Raw genomic sequence first — 14,365 nt, forward strand, 5'->3', positions numbered from 1 at the left:
GTGCAACAGGCCAAGCCTATGATGCCCAGCTTACGCCCAGCACCTGGTTCAATGCTCGCGAGTTTCGCGGAAACGCACGTCTGGCCAACGTTCCTGAGTCATCTGCAGGTTGACCCGGGTCGGGGCAATGTAAGTCAGGTAGCCACCACCATCGATAGCCAGGTTGGTACTGGCCTTGCGCTTGAACTCATCCAGCATCTTGGCATCATCACAGTAGATCCAGCGCGCAGTGTTGACATTGACACCTTCGTAGATGCAATCGACCTTGTACTCTTCCTTGAGCCGGTGCGCGACCACATCGAACTGCAGCGTACCTACAGCCCCAAGGATCAAGTCATTGTTATCCAGCGGCATGAACACCTGAGTGGCACCTTCCTCCGACAGCTGTTGAAGGCCCTTCTGCAACGCCTTCATCTTCAGTGGGTCCTTCAGGCGCACACGCTTGAACAGTTCAGGTGCAAAGTGCGGAATACCGGTGAAGCGCATGTCTTCACCCTGGGTGAACGTATCGCCGATCTGGATGGTGCCGTGGTTATGCAGACCGATGATGTCGCCCGGCCAGGCTTCTTCCACGTGAGAGCGATCAGCCGCCATGAACGTCAGTGCATCAGCGATCTTGACGTCCTTGCCGATACGCACGTGGCGCATTTTCATGTTCTTTTCGTACTTGCCGGAACATACGCGCAGGAAGGCAATGCGGTCACGGTGATTCGGATCCATATTGGCCTGGATCTTGAACACGAACCCCGTGAAGCGCCCATCCTCGGCTTCGACTTTGCGGGTGTCTGTCTCGCGAGGTTGCGGTGCCGGAGCATATTCGACGAAGCCGTCAAGCATCTCACGCACACCGAAGTTGCCCATGGCCGTACCGAAGTACACCGGTGTCAGTTCACCTCGGCGGAAAGCCTCGAGATCAAACTCGTGGGAAGCACCACGTACCAGCTCGACCTCCATGCGCAACTCTTCAGCCGCCTCTTCCCCTAGTATTTCGTCCACTTGGGGGTTATCCAGCCCTTCGATGCGCAGGTCGTCGGGAATTCGGTGGCCTTGCCCTTGGGTATAGAGATGAATGACATCATTGTAGAGATGGTAGACGCCCTTGAAGTGACGCCCCATGCCAATCGGCCATGTCATCGGTGCACACTGGATATTGAGCACCGTTTCGACCTCGTCCATCACCTCGATGGGATCGCGGATGTCACGGTCCATTTTGTTGACGAACGTCAGAATCGGCGTGGTGCGCAGGCGACAGACTTCCATCAGCTTGATGGTTCGATCCTCGACGCCCTTGGCACCATCGATCACCATCAGCGCTGAGTCCACCGCGGTCAGGGTGCGATAGGTGTCCTCGGAGAAATCTTCGTGTCCAGGAGTATCCAGCAGGTTGACGATGCGCCCGCTATAGGGAAACTGCATCACCGAGGTGGTCACGGAGATTCCCCGCTCCTGCTCCATCTTCATCCAGTCCGACGTGGCATGACGGTCATCACGCTTGCTCTTCACGGAACCGGCCAGCTTGATGGCATTTCCGAATAGCAGCATCTTCTCGGTAATGGTGGTCTTACCGGCATCGGGGTGCGAAATGATGGCAAAGGTTCTGCGAAGCCCCGACTGTTGGGCTTGCTTGGCGTCTGTCATGGAAACCTGGCTCTACTTTGTACTTGCCCTGCAGGTAAACTTCGCAGGTGAAGCTCGAGATACCTGGGCAAGAGGGGATGATAGTTGCGCAGATTGTACCGGCAAGGTTCGTACGGTGCCATGCCCCGCGCCCATGAGAAATAGAGCCTCTTCGCTTCCTGCGCTACACCAGGCCGCACCAAGAGCATATCATTCAGCCCGACCGGGCCTCATGATCACCTCATTTCCACAGGCCTGCTTCTGACTTCGGATATTGCATGACCAACAACAAGGACGAGCACCATCACGATCTGGATGCCCTCAAGAGGGAACTGTCTCAGATGGCCAAGGGAGCCGGTGAGCGCTCCGGATTGCTACACGGTAACGATACAAGTCGGTCTCGAGCCTTCACTCAACAGGAGCTGGAGGAAATCGCCGAACACATGGCAGCTGAGCGACGTGCCAAGTGGGCTGCCGTCTTTGCCAACTGGCTGGATATGGCCGACCGAACAGGCACTACGATAGGCGCGTTGTCCACTGTTGCCCTGTTCTTTGCTGACAAGGACGGTAATGCTCTTGTCGTCGCAACGAGCGCCAACCCTCTATGGGGAGTCGTGATTGGATTTTCGCTGGCATTTGGGGCATCCTACCTGAAAGCCCTACTGACATGGAGGGGCAAGTAAATGACGGTCTACATCGTTCTCGCAACACTGAGCATCATCACTATCGGCCTGGGCGTGGCTGCTGTGTGCCTGACCAGGGGCTATGAGCGTGATGTGCAGGAACTCGTCAAGTATGCGAAAGAGAAGGGACTGGTCCAGGATTCCTGACAACGCTTTCTTTGCAGCAGTTTCCTTGCCATGCTTTCCTCTCCCGTTCCACCCCATATATTTACCCCCGCCATTGTGCGGGGGTTAGCTTGTTCCCGGAAAGTCCATCTGACATCGTTCCGTCATCGAATGATGATCACGCTGTCATCTTTAGCGGAAAGACTAGTGCGTCCTGGATTGTGACCTGCATAAGGAAACCTTCATGCGCACCACCCGCCGCGAGTTTCTCGGCCTGGGCCTCAAGGCCAGCGCCGGTATAGGCCTGATCACTGCTGCCCCAGGCATCATCATGGCTGAAAGCCGTCGCCCCATGATCACTTCCGGAGTGATGAGCGGGGACTTATGGACCGACCGGGCCATGATCTGGTCCCGGGCAGACCGCCCATCCCGAATGATGATCGAAGTTGCCGATAACCCGGAATTCCGCAATGCTCGCCTGCTCCGAGGACCCAATGCACTCCCCGGCAGCGATCTTACCGCCAAGCTCGATATCACGGGCCTCAGCGGTGATGAGCTTCATTATCGCGTACGCTTCGTCGCTCTCGGCGATCACAAGGCCGTCAGTGAGCCCAGCGTAGGACGTCTACGTCTTCCTGGGACCAGCAAACGCAACGTGCGCTTTGTCTGGTCCGGAGACGTCGTTGGTCAAGGCTGGGGCATCGACACTTCCCGGGGTGGCATGAAGATCTTCGAGACCATGCGCCAACAGTCACCGGACTTCTTCATTCACTCAGGAGATTCGATCTACTCCGATGGTCCCCTCGAAGAAAACGTCACCCTGCCCAATGGCGAAACCTGGCACAACATCATCACCGAAGCCAAGAGCAAGGTTGCCGAAACCCTTGATGAATACCGTGGCAATCATGCCTATAACCTGATGGACGAAAACCTGCGCCGCTTCAATGCCGAAGTGCCCATGTTCGCCCAATGGGATGACCACGAAGTCACCAACAACTGGTATCCGGAAGAAATCCTTGCCGACGATCGCTACACCGAGAAGAACGTCTCTCTGCTCGCCGCTCGTGGCCGCCAGGCTTTCCTTGAATACATGCCCATTCGCCAATGGCCCGAATCCCCCGGTCGTATTCATCGAAATTTCAGCTATGGTCCGGACCTTGATGTATTCATGCTCGACATGCGCACATATCGAGGCCATAACACAGCCAACATGCAGAATGCTGATGACCCCAACGCCGCACTGCTTGGCAAGCAACAGATCGACGAACTGATCAGCGCTCTGGAAAAATCCCAGGCCACCTGGAAGATCATTGCCTCTGACATGCCCCTCGGCCTGGTCGTGAGCGACGGCGACAACTTCGAGGCGGTGGCCAACGCCGATGATGGTGCTCCAGCTGGCCGCGAACATGAAATCGCCCGATTGCTCAAGGCAGTGCATGACAAGGGGATCAGCAACCTCGTCTGGTTGACAGCAGACGTACACTACACAGCTGCCCATCATTACTCCCCGGAACGGGCCAGTTTCAAGGACTTCACCCCCTTCTGGGAGTTCGTCACAGGTCCTCTCCACGCAGGGACTTTTGGCCCCAATGAACTGGATGGCACCTTTGGCCCTGAAGTGGTGTTCTCGAAAGCCCCGGAGAATGGACAGGCCAACCTTGCCCCCAGCGAGGGCTACCAGTTCTTTGGCCAGGTCGACCTCGACAGTGAAAGCCGCGAGTTGACCGTCACCCTCAAGGATGTCGCGGGCAATACCCTGCACACCCAGGTGCTCAAGGCTGACCACGCCTGATTCACGTACGGCACATTTCTCGGCTCAAGCGCTACGCAAGCACCCCCGACCTTCGGTAGTCAGACGACTGCCAAGGGTCGGGGGTGTTCTGATAACTGCTGACATGAGCGACAATATGCCTCTCCGATATGCCTCTTTTGACACAGCAATCCAGCGGCGGTGTGAACGGCCATGCGTTATGATGCCCCCACTGCCGAGGAGAGATCATGCAACCCGCCCTGCCGCTTCCGCTTTCCACACCCAACCGCAACCTAGTACGCCTGACCTTTGTCCGAGGCATTACCTGGACGGGATTCCTGATCGCCATCATCGTCGGTATCGAGCTGCTTGACTTCAATCTCGACCTGCCGGCCGTCATCGCCGTCATCGTGGCGATGGGGATCATCAACATTGTCTCCTGGTGGCGCCTGAGCCGCCCCCGGGACGTCAGTCATCATGAATACCTTCTCCACCTGCTGCTGGATGTGATCGGGCTGACGCTGCTGTTCTACTTTACCGGGGGCGCCACCAACCCCTTCATTACCTACTACCTCGTCCCTGTCACCATTGCCGCCGCCACCCTGCCTTGGCTGCATGCCTGGATCCTTGCCCTGACCGCCATGGCGTCCTACAGCGCCTTGATGGAGATCTACCATCCAGTGCCCCAACTTGGTTCCCACTACGCCTCCAACATCAATCTCCATGTGCTTGGCATGTGGCTGAACTTCTTTCTTTCCGCCGGCCTGGTCACCTTCTTCATCTACAAGATGGCGCATGCCTTGCGCAGCAGGGACCAGGCACTGTCACGTACACGGGAAGCCGCCCTTCGCAATGAGCAGGTACTGGCAGTTGCCACACAGGCGGCAGGCACCGCCCATGAGCTGGGCACACCGTTATCGACCATGGCAGTCGTGCTGGCAGAGATGAAGCAGGAACTCGAACCCGATGATCCCTTGCTCGAGGACATCCAGCTCCTGCGCCAGCAGGTCGACACTTGCAAGGAACGTTTGCGCCATCTCGTCGATAGTGCCGATCGGCGGCGCATGGCGGAACCCGAAGTTCATGATGCAGAGGCGTGGCTCAAGGCAGTGATCAGCCGTTGGCTGGTATTACGTCCAGATGTGACCCATCGCTTCGAGGCAACCAAACGACGCGGACAACCCAAGCTCGTGGTCGATGCGACGCTCAACCAGGCATTGACCAACCTGCTCAACAATGCGGCTGACGCCAAGCCCGATCACATCGAAATTCGTCTGGACTGGACCACGGACCTGGTCATCATCGATATTCGCGACCATGGCCCAGGCATTCCCATGGCCATCGCTGACCAGCTCGGCGAAACCTTCGTTTCAACCAAGAGCAAAGGGCTTGGTATTGGTTTGTTCCTGACCCATGCCACCATCAATCGCTTTGGTGGTGGCGTCAGCCTGTACAACCACCCCGATGGGGGCACGCTCACTGAAGTCACCTTGCCCCGCTGTGGCTGAGAGCCTCATACCGGCTCCCTTGGAAAGACAGAGAGGACATCATGCAAGAATCAGCTCAACGGCTTTTGATCATCGATGATGATGATATGTTCTGCCATGTGCTGGAACGTGCCATGCAGCGCCGTGGCCATGAAGTAGAAGTGGCTCACGATGGCACCCAGGCCCTTGAAGCCGCTCGTCGCCATCAACCCACCATTGCCACCCTGGATCTCAAGCTGGAAAACGAGTCAGGGCTGAAACTGCTGCCGGAATTGCTCGAAGTGGTGCCGGATTGCCGCATTGTCGTGCTGACGGGCTACTCGAGTATTGCCACCGCCGTGGAGGCCATCAAGCTCGGTGCCGTCAACTATCTGTGCAAGCCGGTGGATGCCGACGAAGTCCTTGCTGCCCTCAGCAATACTGAAGCCAACCCGGAAACGGAGGTTGCCGACAATCCTCCCTCCATAAACCGCTTGACATGGGAACACATCCAGAAAGTCCTGCAGGAACATGATGGCAATATTTCAGCCACCGCACGGGCCCTGGGCATGCATCGACGTACTCTGCAGCGCAAACTGCAAAAGCGTCCCGTTCGCCGTTAATCAGGAAGGCTTAGAGACATGCTGGCAGACATCGGGAGCACCCGAGTTTGCCAGCATGTAGATCGTCACTATCATTACTGAGCAGTCCAGCCCAGATCGATATTCCAGCTGGCTCCCGTCACGGCACCGGCGGCATCCGACGCCAGATAGCCAACCATCCCGGCAACTTCAGCGGGATCGATCAAACGCTTCACTGCCGCATTCTTGAGCATGATCTGCTCAATGACCTGCTGCTCGGGCATGCCATGCAGCTTGGCCTGGTCCGCTATCTGGTTGTCCACCAGCGGCGTCTTGACATAGGCCGGGCAAATGGCATTGGCCGTGATGCCCTGAGGACCTCCTTCCAGCGCCGCCGTCTTGGTCAGGCCGATCATGCCATGCTTGGCACTGACATAAGCCGCCTTGCCCGGAGACGCGACCTGAGCATGCACGGAAGCAATATTGATGATACGGCCCCAGCCGTTTTCACGCATGGAGGGCCATACCGCCTGAGTCAGCAAAAATGGCGCCGTCAGCATCAGGTCAATGATCTGACGCCATTTGTCCTCCGGGAACTCCTCGATCGGCGCAACATGCTGAATGCCTGCATTGTTGACCAGGATATCGACACGACCGAAACGGCTCATGGCATCCTCGACAGCAGCACGACAGGCATCGGCATTGGTCAGGTCTGCACGATGGAACACAGCCCCAACCGCCTCTGCCACCACCTGGCCGTCCGGATTGAAATCCACGGCCAGCACTTGATGGCCCTGTTCACGTAGATGTGCCACAACGGCGGCTCCGATACCACTGCTGGTACCCGTGACGATGGCAACTCTGGGAGTGGTGGCTGACATGCTTATCTCCTTGGCAATGGGTGATCCTTGGCTATGGATGACTGCCGCGAATGACGGCATGAAGCCCCAGCATAGGCAATGCTGCGCCGCGGCACCAGAGGCCGAAAGGATGATCTTTTTATTGCGGCACAGCATCAAAACCCACAGGATGCTAGCATCTTTTTATCACCATCCTTTTTGCTGGAGTTTCCATGTCCCCTGAGCAATACCTCGACGTTGCACTCGATATCGCCCAAAGCGCAGGCCGCATGATTCTGGAAGCACGCGAATCGAATGCTCTCGAAAAAAGCCTGAAAAATGGCCAGGAACTGGTGACCACCACTGACGTGGCAGTGGATACCATGATCAGTCAGCGTCTTGAGGAGGCCTTTCCTGGCGAAAAGCGACTCAGCGAGGAGCTGTCGCCTGACCGTGACGCTCTTGAGCAGGAAGGCGCCCTGTGGGTCGTTGACCCCATCGATGGCACCGTGAACTTCGCCCACGGACTACGCCATGTCGCGGTCTCCATTGCCTACGCGCGAGATGGCGTCATTCAACTGGGTGTGGTTCATGCCCCCTTTCTCGAAGAAACCTTTACCGCCATCCGTGGCAAGGGAGCCTATCTCAACGGCAACGCACTTGCCGCCAGTTCGGCAAGAGAGCTGGATGCCAGCCTGATTGCCACCGGCTTTCCCTATCGCCGGGACAGCCGCATTCCATTGATGCGCCGCCTGACGGCAGTACTCAGCCATTGCCGCGATGTCCGTCGCAACGGCTCGGCAGCCCTTGACCTGTGTGATGTCGCCTGCGGTCGTATGGATGCCTATTACGAAAGTGTTTCTCCCTGGGACTTTGCAGCAGGACGACTGATCGCCCATGAAGCAGGGGCTCGCACAGGCCACCTGTATCGCTGCCCTGAAGGCATCCCTGAAGAACTCTATGGCGAGAATCTGCTGGTCAGTAGCCCCCACATCTACGATGACCTGCGTGAGCTGCTGCGCCGGGCCGATGCCGGTGAACTCAATGATGATCGATAGTCAGTACCCATCAGAGCATGCCAAGACGAACTATTGGCCTTGGCCCCAGGAATCGGTCAAAATGCTCTGATTCTGAATTCTTCCCTTTTCATGCATTCTTTTATCTATGCATCCTGGCATGCAAGGAGCCCTTAATGTTTGTTGTTATCTTCGGCCGTCCCGGTTGCCCTTTCTGCGTCCGCGCCAAGGATCTTGCCGAAAACCTGCAAGCGGCCGGCAGCATCGAAGGCTACCGCTACGTGGATATCCATGCTGAAGGTATTACCAAGGCCGATATGGAAAAGACCATCGGCAAACCGGTGACCACTGTGCCGCAAATTTTCGTCGGCCAGCAGCATATCGGTGGCTTCACCGAATTCGACCAGTATGTGCGTGACAACGAGCTGACCACCGCTACCGCCTGATCGAACGTTCCTTGTCGCACCATGCAAACGGCCGCCCTTTGGGGCGGCCGTTTTCTATTATGCGCATCAAGCCAGCGTCGGTATGCCGTTGAATGCACCTTGACCAGGGCGCCTATACTTCCTCCATCTATCCCCGACCACTTGCTTTCTCCCGACAAGAAGGCAGTACAAAGCCAGGAATAGAGAAAATCAGGACAAAAGCGCATACAAAGCGAGAAGCGATGCCAGGATGCTACCTAAGGATAACGGGTAATGAGTGAAGAACATCAGGTCGCCCAGCAGTTATGGTTGGACTATGTCCACCTGCACCCCGACATTGGAGCCCTGCGTCTCTGGCCAACCAACTCACCGGTGGAATACTTCACGCTTGTCACTCTCAGCCAATCCCCCTGGAGCATGGCCAGCATGCTGCCTCTGTTTACAGAAAGGGGATATCAGGACAGACACCGCTATGCCATGGCCGACTGCGGCTTGCTGGCGGCATTGCTTGCTCCACACGGCGATGGCCCTTGGCTGATTCTGGTTGAGTTGCAGGCCACCAGCCTTCCTCGCCAGGCGCGAGAGGCTTTGCTGAACCTGGTCCAGCAGGATGGTTCGGATACCATCACCTATCAACCTGGCGCCATGCGCCCCTGGCCCATGCCTGACTGGAATACCTATCAGTTGCTGGCCAGAGCCCATCCTCTTGCGGCCTGGCTATCCATCATCGGGCCACGAGTCCACCACGCGGGTTTCGATTGCCAGCGCTTGAGCCGCTCACTCAATGAGCTCGACATACTGCTGCAGGAACATGGCCTGACCGCCACCAGCCAAGTCGACAGCGTCTTTCCAGTCTCTGCTCTGATCGATCAACGTTTCTATCCTACCTGCTCACAGCTCTTGCCTTTTGCTGCTGGGGATGAACACCGGGTCCCTCTGGGTGGGCTGGCGCTGATCCAGAAGCAGCTCGGTGCAGGGCAGGAACGCAGTGCCGAGATTCTATTGCCGCCTCATGCACTGTGCGAAATCTTCTAGCTCTCCTCCCTCCTTTTATTTTCCCTCTGTCACCATTCATCCACAGTTTCTGTGGATAAGGCTGTGCATCATGCTATTGAAATAGACCGCGACAGGCATCGTCACTGGCTTCGTCTCAAGATGGTCATAAAATCGACAGGCCCGAGGGTGTTTGACCACCCCTGATGCATTACCCCCTGCAGTCAGCAGAACGGCCCGTAAATACGGGCCGTTCTGGTGACAGATGATGGCATGGACACACTCCGTCAGAAGAGCATGACGACTGCCTGGATTGCGCGAAGGGATTCTCAGAAAGCCATTTCCGGGACGTCATCGGGAACAATCAACTTTCCGGCCGTCTTTTCCTTGATTTCCTCGACACTGACACCCGGGGCCCGTTCCTTCAGAATGAAGGCGCCGTTGTCGATCTCAAGATATGCCAGGTCAGTCAGTACACGCTTGATACAGCCAGCACCTGTCAGAGGCAAGGAACACTGCTCCAGAAGCTTGGACTCGCCATCCTTGGAAGCATGAGTCATGGTGACAATGATGTTATCGGCACCTGCTACCAGATCCATGGCACCGCCCATGCCCTTGATCAGCTTCCCAGGGATCATCCAGGAGGCGATATTACCCTCAACATCCACTTCAAAGGCACCCAGCACGGTCAGATCGACATGGCCGCCGCGAATCATGGCAAAGGACTCTGCGGACGAAAAGATCGCCGCGCCAGCACGAGCAGTGACTGTCTGCTTGCCCGCATTGATCATGTCAGGGTCGACTTCATCCTCTGCAGGAAACTGCCCCATGCCAAGCAGGCCATTCTCCGATTGCAGCATGACATCCATGCCTTCGGGTATATAGTTGGCAACCAGGGTCGGGATGCCGATCCCCAAGTTCACATAGAAACCGTCTTCGAGCTCACGCGCCACACGCTGGGCCATTTGTTCACGAGTGAGAGCCATCTTGTTACCTCATTGATTATCCGTTGGAGACATTCGCTGATTCATGGGGTCGACGTTTCAGCTCTCGCGCACAGTGCGCTTCTCGATACGCTTCTCGAAGGTCCCCTGGATGATACGGTCAACATAGATGCCGGGGGTATGAATCTGAGCCGGATCAAGCTCACCTGGCTCGACAATCTCTTCGACCTCCACCACGGTGATACGACCGGCCGTCGCCGCCAGCGGATTAAAGTTCTGCGCAGTCTTGCGATAGATCACATTGCCGAAGTGATCCGCCTTCCAACCCTTCACGATCGCAAAGTCACCCTTGATCGCTTCTTCAAGGATGTAGTGACGGCCATCGAACTCACGCACTTCCTTGCCTTCACCGATAGGAGTGCCGTACCCGGTCGCCGTGTAGAACGCCGGAATGCCAGCCCCTCCAGCACGCATCTTCTCCGCCAGCGTTCCCTGGGGGGTCAACTGAACGTCAATCTCGCCGTCAAGCATCTGGCGTTCGAACAGTGCGTTCTCACCAACATAGGAGGCAATGATGCGACTGATCTGGCGATCCTCCAGCAGGATGCCCAAGCCAAAACCGTCAACACCGCAGTTATTAGAGACAACCGTCAGGTCATTGACCTGGCGACGCTTGATTTCAGCAATCAGGTTCTCCGGGATGCCACACAGGCCAAAACCTCCGGCAAGTACCGTCATGCCACTTTCAATGCCATCCATCGCTTCTTCGTAGGAATATACGCGTTTGTCGAATCCGGCCATGTGGCGCCTCTCATGTATAGTAGGGTGACGTTCGTGTTCCAACGTTCTATCTAGTATGGGTCGTGTGCTATCTAGTATGAATCGTTCACGCGCTAGCTTTATCTAACAAAGACCAGCCCTTTCGTTCATGGCTCCTGCGGAATAGGTCCAGTGTTGCCTGCCTTGATATATTTGTGAAGTTTGTTTTTCTTATCGATTATTCGTATTTTTCTATAAATTTGACCTTGGTCGCATTTCATGACGGTAAAGCAACTCCGAGCCTTCCTGGCAGTAGCCCGTACGCTTAGCTTTACGCAAGCATGCAGTGAATTGCATCTTTCCCAACCAGCACTCAGCCTGGCGATCAAGGGCCTGGAAGAAAGCCTAGGCGGTCGCCTACTGATTCGCACGACTCGACGCGTCAAGCTGACCCCCGAAGGCGACTCCCTGGTTCCCCTGGCCAAGCGCCTGCTAGCTGACTGGGATAATGCAGAGGAAATGCTCCGCCAGCGCTTTACCCTGCAGCTTGGACGCCTATCCCTGGCTGCCATGCCATCCTTTGCCGGCAACCTGTTACCTTCTGCACTCATGGCCTTTCGTCGTCAATATCCACGAATCAACATCACCGTGCATGACGTTATCAACGAGCAGGTCATTGATATGGTGCGACAGCGGAGGGTTGAACTGGGCATTGCCTTCGAACCCGAAGCAACGGACAACCTCGACTTCTCCCCTCTGTTCCATGACCGTTTTGTCGCCGTAGTGCCCCCTGATTCCCCCTTGGTTCAGCACGACAGTCTCGATTGGGACACCTTGATGGGCTGGGATTTTATCGCTCTCCAGCGGCCATCGATGGTACGTCGCCTGTTGGAGCAGCAACTTGGCCCTCGCCAGGGAGCCCTCCGCGTTGCCTTTGAAACTCACCAGTTGGCCAGTGTCGGGCGCATGGTTGCCAGCGGCCTGGGCGTCAGTGCCGTACCTTCTTTGTGTATCAACCAGATGCAGGAAATAGGCGCTGTTTGCCGTCCACTCACAGCTCCGGCAATCGAACGCGCTGTCGGTGTCATTACCTGGAATCGTCAGGAACTCTCCATCGCGGCCCAGGCCATGGTCGCCGTATTGACAGCCACTTTTGCCCCGCCGTCGGCTTCGGGGTGAATAATATGGAGGCCCCCGACAGACTGGGCAGACAACGCAAGATACATTAGCATTGCCCACCCCGAGTATTGCCCGTCTTGTAACAAGAACGCTCAACTAGTGAAACTTTCCTGCTTATCATGTGCATTTCATTGAGGAACCCGGCATGTCTACCATCAAGGGGCTGATCAGCATCCTGCTTCTGATGCTCAATACCTTGTTCTGGGCCGTGCCATTGGTCATTCTGACGCTGGTCAAGCTCGTCGTTCCCGGACGCCCCTTGCAGCGCAAGGTTCTCACTGGCTTGAATGCCATCGCCTTGAACTGGATCGGCTTCAATCTATGGTGGATGAAACACTGGGTGAAACCGGATGTACGTCTTCAGGTGCCTGAAGGGTTATCCCCTGATGACTGGTGGCTGGTGATCTCCAATCACAAGAGCTGGACCGATATCTTCATTCTGATGATGGCGATGCACCGCCGGATTCCCATGCCACGTTTCTTCATTAAACAGCAACTGATCTGGGTCCCCATCGTTGGCCTCGCCTGGTGGGCGCTGGAGTTTCCCTTCATGCGCCGCTATACGCGGGAACAGCTGGCCAAGGCTCCTACGCTTGCGCAACGGGACCGCAAGGCAACCGAGCGCATGTGCGAACGTGCCCGGGATGTGCCCATTGCCATCATCAATTTTGTCGAAGGTACCCGCTTCACCGAAGCCAAGAAAGTCGCCCGCCAGAGCCCTTTCCAGCACCTGCTACGTCCCAAGGCAGGTGGTTGTGCTCAGGTATTGGGGCTGCTTGGTAGCCGTCTCAGCGGTATCATTGACGTGACCATCGATTACCAGTCCCCCGAACCCAATTTCTGGGACTTCCTGTGCGGGCGTGAAAAGGCCATTCGTCTTGATGCGCGCTTGCTGGAAGTCGAAGACTGGATGCTCGATGGCCGCTATCATGACGACTCGACCTACAAGGAACGATTCCACTCATGGCTCAACGCCCTGTGGCAGGAAAAGGATGCCTCTCTAGACTCGCACCGCTGGTAATTGCACTCGTGCTGGCCGGCTGTGCTGGCCAGTCAACAGATGGCGGAAGCCCTTCCTCCGCTATCAGCAGTACCAGCAGCAGCATTGCCGGTCAATGGGTCACCGTACAGCGTGGTGATACCCTGGGCACCATCGCCTCCCGTGCCGGGGTCCCACTGGCTCGCCTGCAACGCTTCAACCCCGGTGTCGATTCACAGCGCATGGCCGTGGGCCAGCGCTTGCTGGTTCCCAGCCAACAGGAGCGAGCACCTTCTGGCGGGCCTTATCGCTACCAGATCCGCAGCGGCGATACTTTCAGCGCCATTGCTCGTCGATTTGGCAGCACAGCACAACGCATTCAGGCCGCCAACCCCGGCGTTTCAGCTACCAACCTGCGCGTTGGCCAACTGGTGCAAGTGCCGCTGTCGGGCAAAGCCGCCAGCACAGCAAGTCGCGCTTCGGCCGCCGCGTCCACATCATCAGCTTCCGCGCGCCTGCCGGATCCTGGCAGTGTGCCATCCAGTGCCCGCAACTGGTCCTGGCCACTGGATGAATATCGTATTGTCCGCCGCTATGGCCCCGACAGTCATGGCACCTTGCAGCCCATGCTGCTGGCGACCGATGCCGGAGCCCAGGCCAAGGCCGCAGCAGCTGGCCAGGTACGCTTTGCCGACAGCATGCGCCAGTTGGGTAACGTGGTCATCGTCCACCATTCAGACAACCTGCAGAGTGTCTACGCCTTATGCGATCGGCTCCTGGTCAAGAATGGCCAGAATGTCCAACCCGGCACTCCGTTATGTGTCGTTGGAAAGCACAGCAGCAGTGGACGTTACGACCTGTTGTTCGACATCCGCCACGGCGGCAAGCCGATCAACCCCACATCTGTGCTGAAATGATCAAAAATTCACTTTCATCGTCATAAATTGACTTTCCTCGTACTGAAAAGGCTGTAACGCGTCATCGCGTCACAGCCTTTTCATCATCATGTCCCCGAACTGTCATTTGATG

At 56.7% G+C, this 14,365-nt stretch carries 15 protein-coding genes; 11 read left to right on the forward strand and 4 right to left on the reverse strand.

From position 1 onward, the window contains the following. Positions 1-48: 48 nt before the first annotated feature. Positions 49-1,638: a peptide chain release factor 3 gene (locus tag E4T21_RS10195; RefSeq protein WP_149284890.1), complete on the reverse strand. Its 1,590-nt coding sequence runs from the start codon at positions 1,636-1,638 to the stop codon at positions 49-51. A 257-nt stretch (positions 1,639-1,895) separates the two neighbouring features. Here E4T21_RS10195 and E4T21_RS10200 point away from each other — a divergent pair, with 257 nt between their 5' ends. From E4T21_RS10200 to E4T21_RS10220, 5 genes are all read left to right on the forward strand, one after another. Next, entirely contained in the window at positions 1,896-2,300 is a 405-nt protein-coding gene (locus E4T21_RS10200; protein WP_149284891.1) for a hypothetical protein, read from the forward strand. After that, positions 2,301-2,447, forward strand: a complete 147-nt coding sequence (locus E4T21_RS10205; protein WP_187775146.1) for a hypothetical protein — start codon at positions 2,301-2,303, stop codon at positions 2,445-2,447. A gap of 202 nt (positions 2,448-2,649) precedes the next feature. Next, a complete protein-coding gene (locus E4T21_RS10210) occupies positions 2,650-4,197 on the forward strand; it encodes an alkaline phosphatase D family protein (RefSeq protein ID WP_149284892.1) in 1,548 nt (515 codons plus the stop codon). Between the two features lie 206 nt (positions 4,198-4,403). Beyond that, complete coding sequence (locus E4T21_RS10215; RefSeq protein ID WP_149284893.1) at positions 4,404-5,663, forward strand: ATP-binding protein; 1,260 nt, start codon at positions 4,404-4,406, stop codon at positions 5,661-5,663. A 41-nt stretch (positions 5,664-5,704) separates the two neighbouring features. Continuing rightward, positions 5,705-6,244: a response regulator transcription factor gene (locus E4T21_RS10220; RefSeq protein WP_149284894.1), complete on the forward strand. Its 540-nt coding sequence runs from the start codon at positions 5,705-5,707 to the stop codon at positions 6,242-6,244. Between the two features lie 74 nt (positions 6,245-6,318). On the opposite strand, the gene E4T21_RS10225 is transcribed toward E4T21_RS10220, so the two are convergent. Continuing rightward, positions 6,319-7,083 (reverse strand): 3-hydroxybutyrate dehydrogenase, encoded by a 765-nt coding sequence (locus E4T21_RS10225; RefSeq protein ID WP_149284895.1) that lies wholly within the window; start codon positions 7,081-7,083, stop codon positions 6,319-6,321. A gap of 191 nt (positions 7,084-7,274) precedes the next feature. Here E4T21_RS10225 and E4T21_RS10230 point away from each other — a divergent pair, with 191 nt between their 5' ends. The 3 genes from E4T21_RS10230 (at position 7,275) to E4T21_RS10240 (ending at position 9,517) form a co-directional block, all read left to right on the forward strand. Continuing rightward, positions 7,275-8,099: an inositol monophosphatase family protein gene (locus E4T21_RS10230; RefSeq protein WP_149284896.1), complete on the forward strand. Its 825-nt coding sequence runs from the start codon at positions 7,275-7,277 to the stop codon at positions 8,097-8,099. A 134-nt stretch (positions 8,100-8,233) separates the two neighbouring features. Next, entirely contained in the window at positions 8,234-8,503 is a 270-nt protein-coding gene (locus E4T21_RS10235; protein ID WP_149284897.1) for a GrxA family glutaredoxin, read from the forward strand. A gap of 252 nt (positions 8,504-8,755) precedes the next feature. After that, a complete protein-coding gene (locus E4T21_RS10240) occupies positions 8,756-9,517 on the forward strand; it encodes a VOC family protein (protein WP_149284898.1) in 762 nt (253 codons plus the stop codon). A 287-nt stretch (positions 9,518-9,804) separates the two neighbouring features. On the opposite strand, the gene E4T21_RS10245 is transcribed toward E4T21_RS10240, so the two are convergent. Both E4T21_RS10245 and E4T21_RS10250 read right to left on the reverse strand, forming a co-directional pair. Then, positions 9,805-10,461 (reverse strand): CoA transferase subunit B, encoded by a 657-nt coding sequence (locus E4T21_RS10245; RefSeq protein ID WP_149284899.1) that lies wholly within the window; start codon positions 10,459-10,461, stop codon positions 9,805-9,807. A gap of 57 nt (positions 10,462-10,518) precedes the next feature. Beyond that, a complete protein-coding gene (locus E4T21_RS10250; protein ID WP_149284900.1) occupies positions 10,519-11,220 on the reverse strand; it encodes a CoA transferase subunit A in 702 nt (233 codons plus the stop codon). Positions 11,221-11,457: 237 nt separating this feature from the next. Here E4T21_RS10250 and E4T21_RS10255 point away from each other — a divergent pair, with 237 nt between their 5' ends. From E4T21_RS10255 to E4T21_RS10265, 3 genes are all read left to right on the forward strand, one after another. Next, positions 11,458-12,357, forward strand: coding sequence for a LysR family transcriptional regulator (locus E4T21_RS10255; RefSeq protein WP_149284901.1), 900 nt, complete (start codon positions 11,458-11,460; stop codon positions 12,355-12,357). A 145-nt stretch (positions 12,358-12,502) separates the two neighbouring features. Next, complete coding sequence (locus E4T21_RS10260) at positions 12,503-13,378, forward strand: acyltransferase (RefSeq protein ID WP_149284902.1); 876 nt, start codon at positions 12,503-12,505, stop codon at positions 13,376-13,378. Next, complete coding sequence (locus E4T21_RS10265) at positions 13,321-14,253, forward strand: LysM peptidoglycan-binding domain-containing protein (protein ID WP_149284903.1); 933 nt, start codon at positions 13,321-13,323, stop codon at positions 14,251-14,253. Before E4T21_RS10260 ends, E4T21_RS10265 begins: the two co-directional genes overlap by 58 nt. The last annotated feature ends 112 nt before the right edge of the window (positions 14,254-14,365 follow it).

It is taken from the genome of Halomonas binhaiensis (genome assembly GCF_008329985.2).
GTDB lineage: Bacteria > Pseudomonadota > Gammaproteobacteria > Pseudomonadales > Halomonadaceae > Halomonas > Halomonas binhaiensis.